The following is a 15,641-nucleotide window of genomic DNA, read 5'->3' on the forward strand; positions in this document are numbered from 1 at the left end:
AAGGACGCCGGCTTTGCCCACATGGGTGTCGGCGTCGCCAAGGGCGCCGGCAAGGCCGAAAACGCCGCCAAGGCTGCCATCTCCAGCCCGCTGCTGGAAACCAGCATTGCCGGTGCCCGCGGTGTCATCATCAACATCACCTCCAGCCCGGATATCGGTCTGGACGATGTGGAGACCGCCGCTTCCATGATTACCCAGTCTGCCCACCCGGATGCCAACATCATCTGGGGTACCGCTTTCGACGAGCGTCTGGCTGATGAGATGAACATCACCGTCGTGGCCACCGGCTTTGAGAACACGCCGGGTGTGGATGAGCCCATCCAGGCTGCCATGCATGCCCAGATGGCCGCCAAGAACGCCGCTCCTGCCGCCCAGGCCGAGCCTGCCGCGCAGCAGCCTGCCATGCCCACCCCGCCGCCGACCGTGGACCCGGTCATTCCCAGCCCGGTGATCTTCAACACCGAGGTCACTCCCACCGGCAGCAGTAAGCCCGCCGAGCAGGAGGAAGAGGATGACGGCGATTACTTCAACGATCTGCTCAGCATCCTGAACAAGCGTTCCTGATAATACGACCGTGCACAGCCCGGTCTTGCGGATGTTGAAATACCGGGCAGCCCGCCGCATTGCGGCGGGTATGGTGCCTTTTATACATGAGGAGGAGCGCTATGCCGTCCAAGGACCCGTCCATTCAGGAAAAGGGGTTCCGCACGAGCATGCTGGGCTTTGATAAAAATGATGTGCTGGCTTACATGAATGCGCTGGCCAATGAGACCCAGCAGCGTGAATTGGAATACCAGCAGACCATCGACGATCTGAACACCCAGCTTGACAAACTGAAAAAGGAACAGGCAAATGCGCGCCGCTGCGTGGAAAAGCTGCAGGCAGAACTGAACCAGGCCACCCAGCGCGCCGAAACAGCCGAAAAGGCCGGCAGTGACGCCGTCACCCAGCTCCGGGAGGCGGAAGAGCGTGCCAGCAATTTCCAGAACAAGTATAAGGATGGACAGCAGACCATCATGAGTCTGCAGTTCCAGAAGCGGGACCTGGAAAAGCAGGTGGCAGAGATGGAGGCCATGATCCCCAAAGGGGGCATGCCCACCATGGCAGCCACACCGGCGCCCGCTCCTGCCGCTTCGGCCCAGGACGCCCCCAAACCGGCTCCCAAGGAGGAGCCAGCACCGGTCACCGTGACCGAGCAGGCCCGCATCGAAGCCAAAAAGATTCTGGCCGACGCCCGCCTGAACGCCGAAAGCGCCGAGCGCCGCCTGCGCCAGCAGGAGGATGACCAGAAGGCCCGCATGGCGGACAACGCCCGCGCCCTGGCTGCCGGTGTGCAGCTGCTGCGGGATCGCTTGACCCGTGTGGATGAAAAGCTGGCTTCCGCTTCCATGGATCTGGAAAATGCCACCGGTGCCATTTATCAGGCGCTGGACGATACCAGCAAGGATCTGGAGGAACTGGGAGCAGATATGCGGTCTTTCGGGAAACTGCGTCCGGTGGAAAAGCCGGCTGCCCAGCCCCAGCCATCCGCCTCGGCGGCACCCGCCCGCCCCAAGGTGGCACCGCGCCGCGTGCATCCCGCCGCTTCGCCTGCCGCATCGGAACCTGTCCGGCGGCTGCGTCGTTCCGCCCCGCTGCGTCCGGTGTCGGAGGAGCTGGAAGATGCCATGAAGCGTCTGGACAAGCATTCCAAACAGTAATACATGCAACAGGCCGTGGCCGCCTCTTGACGGCCGCGGCCTTTCTTTATGGGAGAAAATCACCATGCCGCTGCCACATATTCTGCAATCCATCCACCGTGCCGGGGACCGTTTCGGCCGCATGCTGGCCTCTCTGCGCGCCCCCGTGCGCTGGCTCGTGTACGGGGTGCTCCTGCTCGTCGGGATCCTTGCCGGCGGCGCCATCACAGCTTATGGCGGACTGTTCCTGGTCCTGCTTCTGTGGGTCTTGTGTACCGGGACCCTCTGGCTGCTGCTGGCAACCGCATGGAAGCTCTCTTTCCCCGGGGAGGACTGGCGGCATGACAAAGTGTTCCGCCGGTGCCTGCTGGCAGGGGTCGTGGTGGGCCTTGCGGTGATTGCGGGTCTGGTGTTCTACCGGCGCACGGTTTATGGGGAAGACGCCATCAACTATTATGCCAAGCAGAACCTGCTGTTCAACAGCTTTGCCACCAGCGGTTTTTACGGCGTCAGCAACCTGGCCGAAAACCTTCTGACCGCCGATTACAAGATGTTCATGAACCTGTTCATCAGCCTGCCCTACCTGCTTCTGCCCCGCACCATCAACATGTTCATGCTCAGTTATGCGCTGACCTGCTTTGTGCCCATGTGGACGGCCCTGCTCATGCTGGCCAAGCGGCTTCTGGCGGTGGTGAGGCCCGGACTCTCTGCGGTCCGGCAGGGGACGTTTTACCTGCTGTGCATGGGGATCATGGTCTTGTGGCCCATGTTCCTCTGGCCTGCCACCCACGGCATGCCGGACGCCTTCGGCCTGACATTCGTGGCCATCATCCTGCTCCTGTGTGCGGAGTATCGGTTTGATACCCTGGAATGGCCCCGGCTGGTGGCGCTTTTTGCCGCTACCTTTGCCCTGATCCTCACCCGACGCTGGTATATGTTCTGGATCGTGGCCTTTTACCTCTGCTATACCCTGGCCGTCCTTGGGGGAGCGGCCCGCCGGAAGAAATTCCGCCCGGTGCTGGTCAACCTGCTGCGGTTCGGTCTGCCTTCTGCGGTCATCATCCTTGTGGTGCTGCTGCCCACCTTCCGGACCATTCTCACCACCGACTATGCCGACATCTACGGCGCCTATTACGGCGGCGGCTTTGCGGCAAACTGCCTGGGCCAGCTGAAAACCCAGGGCATCCTCTGGCTGCTGGCGGCTCTGCTGGGGCTGCTGACCCTGCTGGGAAACAGGCGGGCCCGGGGACCCGCGGCCGTCACAGCGGCAGCCTCGCTGCTGGCCATGATGCTCTTCACCCGAACCCAGTCCCTGGGGGATCACCAAAGCCTGATCCTGGCTCCGCTGTATCTGCTGGGCTTGTTCGGCGCTGCTGCCGGTATCTGCGCCATCCGGTCCGCCTGGGCCATGCGGAGCTGTACAGCTGCATTGGCGTTTTTCCTGGCGGTCAATGCAGGCAACACCCTGCGTTTGCCGGGGGCCAGCGTTTCCACCGTTCTGCTCAGCGGCGAAAGCCTGGACCTGACCCGGCGCACGGACCTGGACGCCATGAAGGCGGTCACTGATTTTGTGCTGAATAACTGTGCGGAAGAGGAGACCGTCTATATCAATATTGACACCGACGGATACAGCGGTTCCACCTTCGCCTACAGCGACCCGGCCCATCCCCAGCTGCAAAGCATGATCCTGTGGGAAAACAGCGTGCCGTCCACCCATGGTTTCCCCACCGGCATCTGGTCCTCCAAGTATGTGATGGTGACCGATAAGCTGGAGGAGGGCGGTCTGGTGGGCGCCGTCAATCTTGCTCTGCGCAGTTCTACGCCCAGCAGCAGTCATTACCGCTATGTGACCGAATTTCCTCTGCAGAATGGCATCGTGCTCTATTGCTATGAGCGGCTCACCCCTCCCGATGCGGCCGAAGCCGATTACTACAAGCAGGTCTTTGCGGAATATGACGCCCGCTGGCCCGAACTGTTCAGCCAGCGCATCGATGCGTATATGGCAGATCTTGGCGGTGCCGATGCTTCGGCTTGATACCGTTTCGTAACTTATTTTTGCCATTCCCTTGACGAAAAGACGCCTGCATGGTATATTTATAGTCAGAATATTTTGGCTGATTGGGTTATCCCACTTGTTTTGACGGCTCTGCCGTCTGATCGCTCTGAACGCAGCAGCCTGCATATCTCGTGGGCTGTCTGGCTTTGTTGCGCCTGCGTTAAAAAAAGGAGGTCAGCTTCCCGTTGAAGCGTTTTCTTTGCGTGGTTTTGATTGCCGCGCTGATGGTATTTTGTGCCGCGTGCGGCGGAGATCTGCTTTCGGCTGAGCCCGAAGCGACCGCTGCTCCTACGGCTTCTTCGTCCCGCAACGTCCGCAGTGAGCCGGTCAAGGTGACCGAGACGTACGCCAATGCGGATAATGTCACCGACTCCCAGCCGGCGCAGGATTCTTCCGCGGCCGAAACCCAGCCTTCCGCGGTGGACACGCCTGAGACCGGAGATTTCCCGGTGGTATATTTTGCCGGGGTGCTGGGGCTGATTCTGATTTGTTCCGCCGGCTTGCTGATGCTGCGGCGTATCTGACCATAACCTGGATCGTCAGGGGCGCGCACGGCGCGTTTGCCGGTCCGGTTTCTTGAGGAACCGGACGGCAGGCACGCGGTGAGCGCCCTGTTTCATTTTCACACATTGCCCCAAGGAGGCTTTTGCTGTATGCCCCGCAAACAACGTTACCGCCGCCTGCAGGGCGACAGTGCTTATTATCCCTTCGGTGCCCGCAAGGTCCTGCGGCAGAAACAGCGCCGCCATGCCCGCCTGCTGCGTTGGGGCGGCATTCTGGCCCTGTGCTGCGCGGCGGCTCTGGTCCTGCGCCAGACGGTGTTCCGGGGCGGACAGCCCGCACCGCCGCCGGCGGTGGCCACCGCGGAGACAGCCACCGCAGAAACAGCTCCCCGTCCCACCGTGGCCGTGCGCCCTGCCACGGTGGATGCCCTGGCGGGACAGGGAACGGCCGAATCCGCCGAAAAGGCGGAAACGCAGCCCACACCCAGTCCCTTGCCGGAAGCGGAGATCCTGCCCCAGTATCGGGACCTGTATGAACAGAACAGCGATATGGTGGGCTGGCTGCGCATCGACGGCACCGATATCAACTATCCCGTCATGCGGACCCCCGGAGATAATGAATATTACCTGCGCCGCGGGTTTGATAAGCTGTATGCCGTTTCCGGCACCCTTTTTCTGGATGAGCGCTGCAGCCTGGGGCCGGACCCCACCGCCAACTGGCTGATTTACGGCCATAACATGAGTGATGATACCATGCTGGGGGAGCTGGACCGGTATGCGGACCCGGCCTTCTGTGCCGAACATCCCACCTTCACCTTTGACACCCTGACCACACCCGGGACCTGGCAGGTGGCGGCGGTCATCCGCACCACCCTGGGCGCCGACGAATGGCCCTACTATACCTTCTTTGATGCGGACAGCCGCGCCGACTGGCAGCGCCGGGTGGATGCCATTATGGCCCTGTCCCTGTACGATACCGGCGTGATTCCGGAATACGGGGACCAGCTGCTGACCCTTTCCACCTGCGGGACATCCAGCTTTTATACCGACGAGCGTTTTGCGGTTCTGGCGGTGCGGGTGGACTGAGACCCCTTGCTTTTTGAGCGGGAATCCGCTATGATGATAACGTCAAAAATAACTTCGCAAAAGGAGCCAACCAAAAATGGCAGAATTCAAGTATGAAATCACCGAGCGCATCGCTGTGCTGTCCACCAACACCAGTGGCTGGGAACGTCAGCTGAACATGGTCAGCTGGAACGGCAAAGAGCCCAAGTATGACCTGCGCGACTGGGCGCCGGACGGCAGCAAGATGGGCAAGGGCATCAGCATGACCCGGGAAGAACTGGTCACCCTCAAGGGCATCCTGGAAGAAATGGATCTGTGATGGAAGACTATCGCCAGCAGTTTATCGAGCTGTACAATCAGAATATCACCCGCCCCGGCGCCGACCGCCTTCTGAAGTGGCTGGACGGCACCGACTTTTTCCGTGCGCCGGCGTCCACCAAATTTCATGGTGCGTGTGAGTGCGGTCTGGTCATGCACAGCATCAATGTCTATCATGCCATGATGCAGCATTTCTTTGGGGAGGGGGATAACCCCGAGACCTTTGCGGTGTGCGCTTTGCTGCACGATGTGTGCAAAGCCAACTTTTATAAGGTCAGCACCCGCAACGTGAAGAACGACGCCACCGGACAGTGGGAAAAGGTGCCGTTCTATCAGGTGGCGGACCAGCTTCCCTATGGCCACGGTGAAAAGAGCGTGTATCTCATTGAACACTTCATGCGTCTGAAGACCGACGAAGCGGTGGCCATCCGCTGGCATATGGGCGGCTTTGACGATGCGGTGCGCGGCGGCAGCTATGCCATCAGCGACGCTTACAACCGGTATCCGCTGGCGGTCAAACTTCATACGGCGGACCTCATTGCCACCTACCTGATGGAACAGGGAACCAGTCAGGTGGAAAACGGACACTGAAACAATCCAAGCCCGCTCCCTCCTTCCGGCATATACCGGATGGGGGAGCGGGCTTTGCGTTTTGTCCGTATACCTGAATAAAAGAAAAAGTCCATGGCGGGATACGCCATGGACTTTCTCTTTTGGAGCAGGTGAAGGGAGTCGAACCCTCGTCCTCAGCTTGGAAGGCTGATGTACTAGCCGTTGTACGACACCTGCACGATATTTGTTATTATACCTGCACAGGGGTCGGTTTGTCAAGTCGAAAACGGAAATATCAGAATTCCTTTTTTGTGTAAATGGCGGTGCTCACCACCCAGCTGAGGATAAACAGCACCAGCCCCACGGCGAGAGACCCTCCCGCAATCAAAACCAGCAGGGTGGTTTCATCCAACAGGGGAAAGGAGAAAAAAGAAGTGTTTTCCAGGGTATTGGAGCCCACAAGGGCGATGGCGATAATCAGGGCAATGGCCAGAATAACGCCGGACCGTGCCCGGACCGCACCGATTTTATAAGAAAGGACATACCCCAGAGCGTAATAGGCCATGACCAATCCCAACGTGACCAGGCATCCGGTCAGGTTGTACAGCAGATTCTCCGCCACCTGCCCTTTGAACAGATCACAAAGGGTGAGAAGAACATATGCCAGTACAAAACTGGCTGCCATCCAGAGCAAGGCCAGAAGATATTTGGCTCCGACGATCTGTCGGCCGGATACCGGCAGGGTGCGTGCATAGGTATCCCAGTGACTTTGCTCGTCAAAGACCAGGGCGGAGGTGGTGTAGAGGCCGCCGATGAAAAGCAGGGCAAACAGCATGAATTTCATATCCATGGTAAATGCCATGACCGTATACAGCAGGACGACCAGAAGAAAATTTTTGCGGTAGCTGGACCAGATGGTTGCCTGGTCTTTGTATAACAAACCCAACATGGCGAATTCCTCCCGGAAACCAGCGCAGCCCTGAACGGACCGGCAGTTGTTCCATCAAAATTGTTTGTGCTTGTAGATGGCAATGCTGACCAACCAGCTGCCGGCGTACAGCAGGGCACTGCCCGCGGTTCCGCCGACGATGAGCCACCAAAAATGCAGGTTCCGGGCCCATTGATATACGGATCCGTACTCCACATCCATTACCAGCGTTTGCTCCTGAGCGGAATCCCAGATCTCGGCAGGGCCCCGGAAGCCGAAAAAGCGCTGGATGTCCTGCAGCTGCTCCGAAGAAAGCAGCACGGTGGACGCCGTGGCCAGCACCGCCAGCAGCAGGATCAACACCATCACGGCAGTCCGGGCCCGTTCACTGCCCAATTGATAGGAGAGGGGCAGACTCAGCGAGAAATACAGCAGGGCCAGGGCAGTGGCCGCCAGCATTCCCACCAATGCTTCTTCCATGCCCATGGTGCCGCGGGCAATGTCGGGAAAGAACAGAAAGGCAGCAAGTCCGATCAAAAAACCACCGGCAATGGCCAACAGGCCCAGCAGGTACTTGCTGCCGATGATGGCCGCCGGACTTACCGGCAGGGTGTGGGCGTACATATCCCAGTGGCTTTTTTCATCAAAACTGACGGCGCTTTGCGTGTAGATCCCCAGCATGAACACCAGGGCATACAGCATGAAGGGCATATCGAAGAGGTAAGCCATACCCAGATACACCACCAGAAGCAGCAGGATATTTTTCCTGTACTGACCGGCAAGAACACTCCAGTCCTTGTACAAAAGCCCTCTCACTGCCCATCCCTCCCGCTGTAAAAACGCATGATATCATCGATGCCGGCGGGGTCGCACACGGTTCCCGGCAGCAGGCGCAGAACCGCTTCCCGGCCTTTGACCAGAGTCTCACACCCGAAAGTGCTCCTCCGGGTAAAGACAGCCATGCCGTCGGGCAGACGGTGCAGGTCTGCTTCGCTGCAGCGCAGCAGACCGTATTCCTGCATCAGCGCATCTTTGTCCTCGTGGAAAAGCAGCTGCCCGTGGTGCAGATAGGCGATGGAATCGGCAATCTGTTCCAGGTCGCTGGTGATGTGACTGCTCATGAGGATGGTGTGGTGTTCATCCTGGATGAATTCCAGAAACAGGTCCAGGATCTCCCCACGCACCACCGGGTCCAGTCCGGCGGTGGGCTCGTCCAGCACCAGCATCTCCGGCGCGTGGGCGAGGGCTGTGGCCAGACTCAGCTTCATCCGCATGCCGCGGCTGTACTCTTTGATCTTTTTGTCCGGTTCCAGACCGAATCGCTTCAGATATCCGGAAAAGGCGCCGGCGTCCCACCGGGCACCGAAAATGCCCGCCATGCTGCGGCCAATGTGGGCAGCGTTCATCCCTTCATAAAAGTAGGCTTCCTCGAACACCACGCCCAGTCGGGCCCGGACTTCCGGGTCTTTGGGCAGACCGCCCAGCAGTTCGGCCCGACCACCGTCCGGCGGATTGACCCCGGTGAGAATTTTCAGGGTGGTGGTCTTGCCGGCACCGTTTTCTCCCACCAGCCCCACGATGGTCCCTGCAGGCACTGTCAGATCCAACGGACCCAGCTTGAAATCTTTGTACACTTTCTGCACACCGTGCAGTTCGGCTGCGTTGTAAGGCATGGCTCAGCCCTCCCACAAAAGCTGTAATGTTTCGGTCACTTCCGCCAGAGAGATCCCTCCCCGGCGGGCGGCCTCGATGGCATTCTGCAAATGTCCTTCCACCTGTTTCAGACTTTCCTCCCGGTGCAGTTCCGGGTTCTGCGGCGCCACAAAGCTGCCGCGTCCCGGCATGGTGCGGATAAAGCCTTCGGCTTCCAGGTCTTCGTAAGCGCGTTTGGTGGTGATGACGCTGATGCGCAGCTCCTTGGCCAGCAGACGGATGCTGGGCAGTGCGTCGCCTTCTTTCAGTTCGCCGGCCAGGATCTTGTCCTTGATCTGCCGCGTGATCTGCGCGTAGATCGGCTCGCCGCCGGCGTTGGAAATGTAAAGCTCCATGGAGTGCCTCCTTCGGGCAGGAAGATGAACTGTTCATATCCTATATACACAGTATATACGGCATATATACAGTTGTCAATACCGGGCGGCAAGTTTCTGTTTCAAGGTGCTTGAAATGAGGCGCTTTCTTGTTCGATAATTAATTTTATAAATTTCATGTAAAATATGACCTTCAAAGGAAATATTGTGGAAATCAAGGGGAGGGTATGCTATAATGAAAACATTAAACTGTATACGTATGCCGATTTGAAATGTTGGAGACAGTTCCCTGTAACGCTGTTGACGGCATCCGGTCGTCGTTGCAGATATGTCTTGGGAGAAAAAGGATGCTTTCAATCGTTGTTGTGCAGTATGAACCGGACCGTGCCGCTTTGGAACGTACATTGCTTTCAATTCTGACACAGGATGATCAGGACTTCGAGCTGATCATTGCGGATGACGGTTCCCGAAACAAGCGGTTCGATTCCACCAGGGCGCTGTTGAACAAATATGGACGGGAGGCGCAATTGCTCACCCTGCCGGAAAATCGGGGGACCGTCTGGAATCTGTGGAATGGTGTATCCCATGCCGGAGGAACCTGGGTCTATGCCATTTCTCCGGGGGATTATCTGTATGACGCCGGTACGGTGCGATGGATCAAGGCGTGCTGCCGCAGGGATGATGTGTGGGCCGCATTCGGCAAGGCCGCCTATTACACCCAGGAGCCGCAGCTGCGCCAGCTGCCCGGACAGACACCTTTTGACCGCAGCTGCTATGCTGCCGAGCATTACCGGCCGAAAACCATCAAGCGGAATATGCTTTTGTATGATGACGGCATCAGCGGTGCCTGTGCATTCTACCGCACCAGTCTGCTGCGGCAGGCTTTGGAGGAGATGAAAGGCCGGGTACGCTATGCGGAGGACTTTTCGCTTCGGATGTTTTCGGTGGAAAAAATCCACATTCATTGCTATGACCGGATCGTTTGCTGGTACGAGGACAACACGGGTGTTTCATCCTCTCAGGCGCGGATGCTGAAAGACTGGAAAGCCATGCTGCGCCTGCTCCGGGAAAAATTCCCCCGGGACAGGATGGTCTGTTTGGCCAACCTGTATTTTTTCAACGATGAACGCAGGTCCAAAATCCTGCGTGGATTGATCGGACACACCATTGTACCCCAGTGGCTTCCGTTCAAGCGGAAACAGAAAGCATACCAACCTCCGGTCAATGGCCGAATAGAAGAACTGGAGAGAATTTATCACCTGCAAGAGGAGGAACAATAAATGACGGTCAGAACCATCTCTATCAAGAGTGTGACTACGCCTGGAATGGGAACCCTGTCCTTTTTTGAGGCAAAGCACGATCTGGATTTCGCTATCAAGCGCATTTATTACATTCACGGTGTTCCTGCAGGGACCCAGCGGGGCGGGCATGCCCATAAAAAGCTGCGCCAGATTCTTTTCTGTCCCTACGGAAGCATTACGATCAAGCTTGACAATGGCGAGGAGACCGCAGAGGTTCTGCTGGATGAACCCGACAAGGGGCTGATCGTCGAGCACAACATGTGGCGGGATATGATCTGGAACCAGGAAAATTCTGTCCTCTGCGTGGCGGCCAGTGAGTATTATGACCCGGACGATTATATCCGGGACTATGATGCGTTCAAGGCTTACGTGGCGGCGGCTGAAGGGGAGGAGTGAAGTGATGCAGCAGAAAGTTCCGTCCCCTGCGCCGGAAGGAATACAAAAACCGGTTTTTTCCTTTGCCATCGTTTCCTACAATAACTATCGGTACATTTTTGAGGCGGTGGACTCGGTCCTGCAGCAGACCTATCCGGCTATTGAACTGCTGATTGCCAATGACGGCTCCTCCGATTTCAACCAGGAGGAGCTGCGTGCCTATATTGATGCACACAAACGGGAGAACCTGGTTCGTGTGGATATCCACAACAACGAGACCAATCTGGGAACCGTCAAAAATATTGAATCGGTACGGCAGCGGGCCACCGGCGCCTATATTATGTACATGGCGGCAGACGATGCCCTGTACGACGAGACGGTTCTCCAGCGGTATGCAGATGAATTTGAGCGGCTGGGAGAGGATGCCATGGTGGTATCCAGCCGGACGGCCATGTGTGGTTCGGAATTGGGCTATGTCATGGATTATGCGCCGGACGAAAGCGGGGTAAAGGTTATCCGGGACGGAACACCAGCGGAGCTGTTTTCCCGAATGAGCCACACCTTCACCATTCCCACCACCAGCACCTGCTACCGGCTGTCGCTGTATGACAGGGTGGGACCTTACGATACAACTTACTATATCATTGAAGATGCTTCTTTCTTCCTTCGCTTTTCCCGCGCCGGAATCCGGGTGCACTGGATCGACGATATGATCGGAGCCCGACACCGTGACGGCGGCGTCAGCCACAGCCAACCGAAAAAAATCACGGAAACATACCGTCGGTACCGCTACGATGAAGTCCTTATTTACGAGAGGGAAATCCTGCCCTATCAGGATCGTCTTTTGCCGGAGGACCGGAAAAAGATGCTGGAAAAATGGGAATGTATCAGAAGATCTTACGAAATCACGTTCCCTAAAACCAAGTGGCATAAACGAAAGTATCGTTTGGAACCGAAGTTGTCCAAAATCTGCGAAAAGATGAGAAATGCCTGCCGTAATATGGCAACACCTGGAACGCCGCAATTTACCTTGCTGGCGGCTTGGGGACTCTGCTTTTTGGTCTATTTGGTCATTTCCGGTATGTCCTTTATTGGACTTGGCTCATCACTGGTCAAAATGTGCGGAGATATTGTATTTGTGGCAGGTGCAATACTGATTTCCCTCTGGCTTCTTCAGGTCTTTATCTTTGAATTTTTATATTATGCGGGGCGCACGGCAAATTTCTTACTGAAAGTGGCTGTCAAACTGGCGGATAAGCACCTGGCCAAACACGAAGTGTAATTTTTGCAGTATAAAAGGAGATAATAACATGAATGTTCCGTTTGTATCCTTCCGCCCCCTGGAAAAAGAGCTGGACAGCGATCTGAGAGGGGCTTTCACGCGGGTTTACGAGAACAGCTGGTATATCGAAGGCCATGAGGACGAGGCCTTTGAAAAAGCATTTGCGGAATACTGCGGCACCAAGTACTGTGTCGGCTGCGGAAACGGCCTGGATTCCCTCATGCTGATCCTGCGTGCGTACGATATTGGGGAAGGGGACGAGGTCATTGTTCCTTCCAATACCTTCATCGCCACGGCGCTGGCGGTTTCCTATGTGGGAGCCACGCCGGTCTTTGTGGAGCCCACTCTGGATTATTACAACATTGATCCCAGCCGGATCGAGGAAAAGGTGACCGATAAGACCAAGGCCATCATGGCGGTGCATCTGTACGGCCATCCGGCGGATATGGACCCCATCCTGGAAATCGCCCACAAGCATGGCCTGAAAGTGATTGAGGATGCGGCCCAGGCGCATGGCGCTCTGTACAAGGGCAAGCGTGTCGGATCTCTGGGGGATGCTGCCGGATTCAGCTTTTATCCCGGCAAGAACCTGGGGGCGCTGGGCGATGCCGGCGGCGTGACCACCAATGATCCTGATCTGGCCGCCAAGGTCCGTGCCCTGGGCAATTACGGCAGCGATTATAAGTATCATCACATCTATAAGGGCCAGAATTCCCGTCTGGATGAGATGCAGGCAGCCTTCCTGGCCGCAAAGCTGCCCCACCTGGATCGCATGAACCAGGAACGCCGCCGGATTGCAGCGCGCTATCTGGCGGAAATCCGCAACCCGCTGATCGTCTTGCCCAAGGTGGAAGAGGGCTGCGAGCATGTGTGGCATATTTTTGCCATCCGCTGCAAGCAGCGTGATGCCCTGGAAGAGCATCTGAAAAAGGCGGATATCGGTTACAATAAGCATTACCCCATTCCCATGCATCTGCAGGGGGCTTATGCGGAATTGAATATTCCCAAAGGTGCACTGCCCATCGCCGAGGAGATTAGCGCCACCGAACTCAGCCTGCCCATGTTCTATGGTATGACCGAAGAGCAAGTCGATTGGGTCATCGAAAATCTGAACAATTTCATGGGTTAATCGATAATCCAAACTACAGGAGGCACAGTATGTCCAATATCGGGAAAAACGTTACAATTGCCGCAACCGCACGGATTGGGGAAAATGTTACGCTTCGTGATGGCGTTATTATTGAAGATCATGTTGTTGTCGGGGATAATTGTTATATTGATTACAACACGATTATCAAAGAAAACGTTACGCTGGGGGCAAATAGCTTTGTCGGAGCGAACTCCATTCTGGGCGAGTTCCTCCAGGACTTCTTCGATGGGAATGTCAACAAAAAACATCCGTTGACGATCGGGGAGCACGCATTGATCCGTAGCGGTGCTATTATTTATGGCGACACCGAAATCGGTCCTTATTTCCAGGCCGGTCATCGGGTTACGATTCGGGAAAAGACCCATATGGGAGAGCATGTGATTTTGGGGACGCTCTCTGATGTGCAGGGAGACTGCCAGATCGGAAATTATGTGCATATGCACAGCAACGTTCATATTGGTATGAAGGCAACTTTGAAGGACTTTGTCTGGATTTATCCTTATGTGGTTCTGACCAATGACCCGACGCCCCCCAGCGAAACTCTGGATGGTGTTACGGTGGAGAAATTTGCTGTGGTGTGCACCGGTACGGTGGTGCTGCCTGGACTGCATATCGGTCAGGATGCGCTGATCGGTGCTGGTACCACGCTCACAAAGGATGTTCCGGACATGACCATTATGGTAGGCAATCCGGGCCGTCCTGTGGGAAATGTCACCAAGATCAGGAATGATAAAGGTGAACAGGTCTATCCCTGGCGTTATTCTTTCAAACGCGGTATGCCCTGGAAGGACAGCGATTATGACCACTATATTGCTGAGCAGAAATGAAAGTATACCGAGATTGGTATACGCTCCAGACAAATAAATTAAAAACTACAGTGATAGTGACCGGAAAAATCAGTGTAAAGGAAAGGATTTTGCAGACACCATCATGATTACGCTTTCAATCGACAAGAAAAAATCAAGTTATATACTGATTTTTCTGACCACATTTCTGGTGGGATTCTGGGCACATGGGTACCGCTATTTTAATAGTTTGTACTCACACGATTCTCTGGATATTTCTCAAGGAGACTTTGCTTGGCAAATTTCTTTGGGGCGGTTTATGCAGGTACCCTATATACATTTCCGGGGGCAATTGACTTCCCCCATGGTGATTGGTGTCCTCTCTCTTTTGTTTCTTGGTTGTGCCCTATGCATTGTGCAGGATCTTTTGTCTGTGGCACACATGCCGCTTGTAATGGTGGTCTGTGCTCTTTTTGTTACACAGCCTGCCTTAACTTTTTCCAACGCCTCATTTATTAATTGGTCGGACATTTACATGCTGGCCCTTCTCCTGAATGTGATGGGAATATGGGCAACGCACCGATACAAATATGGCTTTCTGGTCGGATGGATCGGAATTATGCTGGGAACGGCATTGTACCAGGCTTACATGTGCAGTGCAATTGCCCTTGCATTGTTGCTTTTGATGCGGGATATTTTAGGCGGCACAAAATCCAGTACAGTCATCAAGTCTGCCGTCCGGGATATGGCAGTTGTTTTGTGTGGTTTGGTGACATATGCTGTCAGTAACAAAATTGTGCAGACAGTCACAGGAATTTCTTCCAGTGATGGGTATAATGGGATTGCCAGCGTAGGCGACTACAGCGGAATTTCTATTCCAAAACTGCTCTTGGATACATTTCTTTATCCGTTCCATTTTTTCAGTAGGCCAGACACTGCACACAGAAGTTGGGTATTTGCCGCGCACATCCTTCTTGCTTTGGTAGTCATTGCTTTGCTGATATATAGTATCGGCAAAAAGCAGTTGACTGTCCCGAACCAGGGATTGCTCACCCTTGTCTTGCTTTTCTTTCCCCTGGGAATCAATGCGGTATACTTTATTTCAAAAGGTATGGCACATGATTTAATGCGCTTTTCCTATGTTTTCTCTTACTTGATCGTTGTTGTCCTGTTTGAATCCGTTCAGAAGACCCTCGAGGGGGGGGACCTACGCACAAAGCGTATTCTCCAAGGCACAATTGCGACCTCTTTCGCCTTGATCAGTTTTTGCAATATAATTTTCTCGAACGGGGCCTATTTGAAAAAAGACATGGAATATACTGCCACTTTGTCTACAATGACGCGAATCCTTGATCGGGTTGAACAGGTGGAAGGATACATTCCGCAAGAGACTCCTGTTGTTTTTGTTGGGACATTGGACGAGACACCGATCAGCAAGGATCGACAAGCATTTGGCGATTATTACCCCTATGCGGGTATGCTTTACCATTATTCGGCTACTTACAATTCAACACTTAACGAATACCTGATTAGCATTCTCGGCTATCCGGCTAATTTACAATCAGAAAGCGACTGGGTTGACCGTCCGGAGGTACAGGCGATGCCTGCTTTCCCGGACAA

The 15,641-nt window shown here is 55.4% G+C and carries 16 protein-coding genes, 1 tRNA gene and 1 pseudogene; 13 read left to right on the forward strand and 5 right to left on the reverse strand.

Annotated elements, in window-relative coordinates; all coding sequences use genetic code 11:
• The 7 genes and pseudogenes from Q0K17_RS06930 to Q0K17_RS06960 form a co-directional block, all read left to right on the forward strand.
• A pseudogene (locus tag Q0K17_RS06930) lies at positions 1–564 on the forward strand (cell division protein FtsZ); the annotation flags it as partial.
• A gap of 101 nt (positions 565–665) precedes the next feature.
• Positions 666–1,700, forward strand: coding sequence for a DivIVA domain-containing protein (locus Q0K17_RS06935; protein ID WP_294541297.1), 1,035 nt, complete (start codon positions 666–668; stop codon positions 1,698–1,700).
• A gap of 64 nt (positions 1,701–1,764) precedes the next feature.
• Positions 1,765–3,714 (forward strand): hypothetical protein, encoded by a 1,950-nt coding sequence (locus Q0K17_RS06940; protein WP_294541299.1) that lies wholly within the window; start codon positions 1,765–1,767, stop codon positions 3,712–3,714.
• Positions 3,715–3,920: 206 nt separating this feature from the next.
• Entirely contained in the window at positions 3,921–4,259 is a 339-nt protein-coding gene (locus tag Q0K17_RS06945; RefSeq protein ID WP_294541301.1) for a hypothetical protein, read from the forward strand.
• 129 nt (positions 4,260–4,388) lie between these two features.
• Positions 4,389–5,324: a class B sortase gene (locus tag Q0K17_RS06950; RefSeq protein ID WP_294541303.1), complete on the forward strand. Its 936-nt coding sequence runs from the start codon at positions 4,389–4,391 to the stop codon at positions 5,322–5,324.
• A 76-nt stretch (positions 5,325–5,400) separates the two neighbouring features.
• Positions 5,401–5,622, forward strand: a complete 222-nt coding sequence (locus Q0K17_RS06955; protein WP_294541305.1) for a PC4/YdbC family ssDNA-binding protein — start codon at positions 5,401–5,403, stop codon at positions 5,620–5,622.
• Positions 5,622–6,212, forward strand: coding sequence for an HD domain-containing protein (locus Q0K17_RS06960; RefSeq protein WP_294541306.1), 591 nt, complete (start codon positions 5,622–5,624; stop codon positions 6,210–6,212). The genes Q0K17_RS06955 and Q0K17_RS06960 overlap by 1 nt, the downstream gene beginning before the upstream one ends.
• Before the next feature lie 123 nt (positions 6,213–6,335).
• Here Q0K17_RS06960 and Q0K17_RS06965 read toward each other — a convergent pair.
• The 5 genes from Q0K17_RS06965 to Q0K17_RS06985 all read right to left on the reverse strand — a co-directional run bounded on the left by Q0K17_RS06965 (position 6,336) and on the right by Q0K17_RS06985 (position 9,149).
• Positions 6,336–6,410 (reverse strand) — tRNA-Gly (locus Q0K17_RS06965).
• A gap of 58 nt (positions 6,411–6,468) precedes the next feature.
• The gene (locus Q0K17_RS06970) at positions 6,469–7,122 is read right to left on the reverse strand and encodes an ABC-2 transporter permease (RefSeq protein ID WP_294541308.1); all 654 of its coding nucleotides are present in this window, start codon (positions 7,120–7,122) and stop codon (positions 6,469–6,471) included.
• Positions 7,123–7,176: 54 nt separating this feature from the next.
• A complete protein-coding gene (locus tag Q0K17_RS06975) occupies positions 7,177–7,917 on the reverse strand; it encodes an ABC-2 transporter permease (RefSeq protein ID WP_294541310.1) in 741 nt (246 codons plus the stop codon).
• Entirely contained in the window at positions 7,914–8,774 is an 861-nt protein-coding gene (locus Q0K17_RS06980; RefSeq protein WP_294541312.1) for an ABC transporter ATP-binding protein, read from the reverse strand. Before Q0K17_RS06980 ends, Q0K17_RS06975 begins: the two co-directional genes overlap by 4 nt.
• Before the next feature lie 3 nt (positions 8,775–8,777).
• A complete protein-coding gene (locus Q0K17_RS06985) occupies positions 8,778–9,149 on the reverse strand; it encodes a GntR family transcriptional regulator (RefSeq protein WP_294541314.1) in 372 nt (123 codons plus the stop codon).
• A 326-nt stretch (positions 9,150–9,475) separates the two neighbouring features.
• On the opposite strand from Q0K17_RS06985, the gene Q0K17_RS06990 reads away from it, so the two are divergent.
• The 6 genes from Q0K17_RS06990 to Q0K17_RS07015 all read left to right on the forward strand — a co-directional run.
• Complete coding sequence (locus Q0K17_RS06990; protein WP_294541316.1) at positions 9,476–10,408, forward strand: glycosyltransferase; 933 nt, start codon at positions 9,476–9,478, stop codon at positions 10,406–10,408.
• Complete coding sequence (locus Q0K17_RS06995; protein ID WP_294541318.1) at positions 10,409–10,825, forward strand: FdtA/QdtA family cupin domain-containing protein; 417 nt, start codon at positions 10,409–10,411, stop codon at positions 10,823–10,825.
• A 4-nt stretch (positions 10,826–10,829) separates the two neighbouring features.
• Positions 10,830–12,086 (forward strand): glycosyltransferase, encoded by a 1,257-nt coding sequence (locus tag Q0K17_RS07000; protein ID WP_294541320.1) that lies wholly within the window; start codon positions 10,830–10,832, stop codon positions 12,084–12,086.
• 28 nt (positions 12,087–12,114) lie between these two features.
• The gene (locus Q0K17_RS07005) at positions 12,115–13,215 is read left to right on the forward strand and encodes a DegT/DnrJ/EryC1/StrS family aminotransferase (protein WP_294541322.1); all 1,101 of its coding nucleotides are present in this window, start codon (positions 12,115–12,117) and stop codon (positions 13,213–13,215) included.
• 29 nt (positions 13,216–13,244) lie between these two features.
• Positions 13,245–14,063 (forward strand): N-acetyltransferase, encoded by an 819-nt coding sequence (locus Q0K17_RS07010; RefSeq protein ID WP_294541328.1) that lies wholly within the window; start codon positions 13,245–13,247, stop codon positions 14,061–14,063.
• A gap of 103 nt (positions 14,064–14,166) precedes the next feature.
• Positions 14,167–15,641: glucosyltransferase domain-containing protein (locus Q0K17_RS07015; protein ID WP_294541333.1), on the forward strand; the 1,475-nt coding region annotated here is incomplete at its 3' end.

The organism is uncultured Gemmiger sp., from assembly GCA_944388105.1.
Classification (GTDB): Bacteria; Bacillota; Clostridia; order Oscillospirales; family Ruminococcaceae; genus Gemmiger.

Excerpts from the sequence above, each read along its gene's own strand:
- Q0K17_RS06935 (WP_294541297.1), top strand. The coding sequence starts at position 666 with ATGCCGTCCAAGGACCCGTCCATTCAGGAAAAGGGGTTCCGCACGAGC.
- Q0K17_RS06940 (WP_294541299.1), top strand. The coding sequence starts at position 1,765 with ATGCCGCTGCCACATATTCTGCAATCCATCCACCGTGCCGGGGACCGT.
- Q0K17_RS06950 (WP_294541303.1), top strand. The coding sequence starts at position 4,389 with ATGCCCCGCAAACAACGTTACCGCCGCCTGCAGGGCGACAGTGCTTAT.
- Q0K17_RS06955 (WP_294541305.1), top strand. The coding sequence starts at position 5,401 with ATGGCAGAATTCAAGTATGAAATCACCGAGCGCATCGCTGTGCTGTCC.
- Q0K17_RS06960 (WP_294541306.1), top strand. The coding sequence starts at position 5,622 with ATGGAAGACTATCGCCAGCAGTTTATCGAGCTGTACAATCAGAATATC.
- Q0K17_RS06970 (WP_294541308.1), bottom strand. The coding sequence starts at position 7,122 with ATGTTGGGTTTGTTATACAAAGACCAGGCAACCATCTGGTCCAGCTAC.
- Q0K17_RS06980 (WP_294541312.1), bottom strand. The coding sequence starts at position 8,774 with ATGCCTTACAACGCAGCCGAACTGCACGGTGTGCAGAAAGTGTACAAA.
- Q0K17_RS06985 (WP_294541314.1), bottom strand. The coding sequence starts at position 9,149 with ATGGAGCTTTACATTTCCAACGCCGGCGGCGAGCCGATCTACGCGCAG.
- Q0K17_RS06990 (WP_294541316.1), top strand. The coding sequence starts at position 9,476 with ATGCTTTCAATCGTTGTTGTGCAGTATGAACCGGACCGTGCCGCTTTG.
- Q0K17_RS06995 (WP_294541318.1), top strand. The coding sequence starts at position 10,409 with ATGACGGTCAGAACCATCTCTATCAAGAGTGTGACTACGCCTGGAATG.
- Q0K17_RS07000 (WP_294541320.1), top strand. The coding sequence starts at position 10,830 with ATGCAGCAGAAAGTTCCGTCCCCTGCGCCGGAAGGAATACAAAAACCG.
- Q0K17_RS07005 (WP_294541322.1), top strand. The coding sequence starts at position 12,115 with ATGAATGTTCCGTTTGTATCCTTCCGCCCCCTGGAAAAAGAGCTGGAC.
- Q0K17_RS07010 (WP_294541328.1), top strand. The coding sequence starts at position 13,245 with ATGTCCAATATCGGGAAAAACGTTACAATTGCCGCAACCGCACGGATT.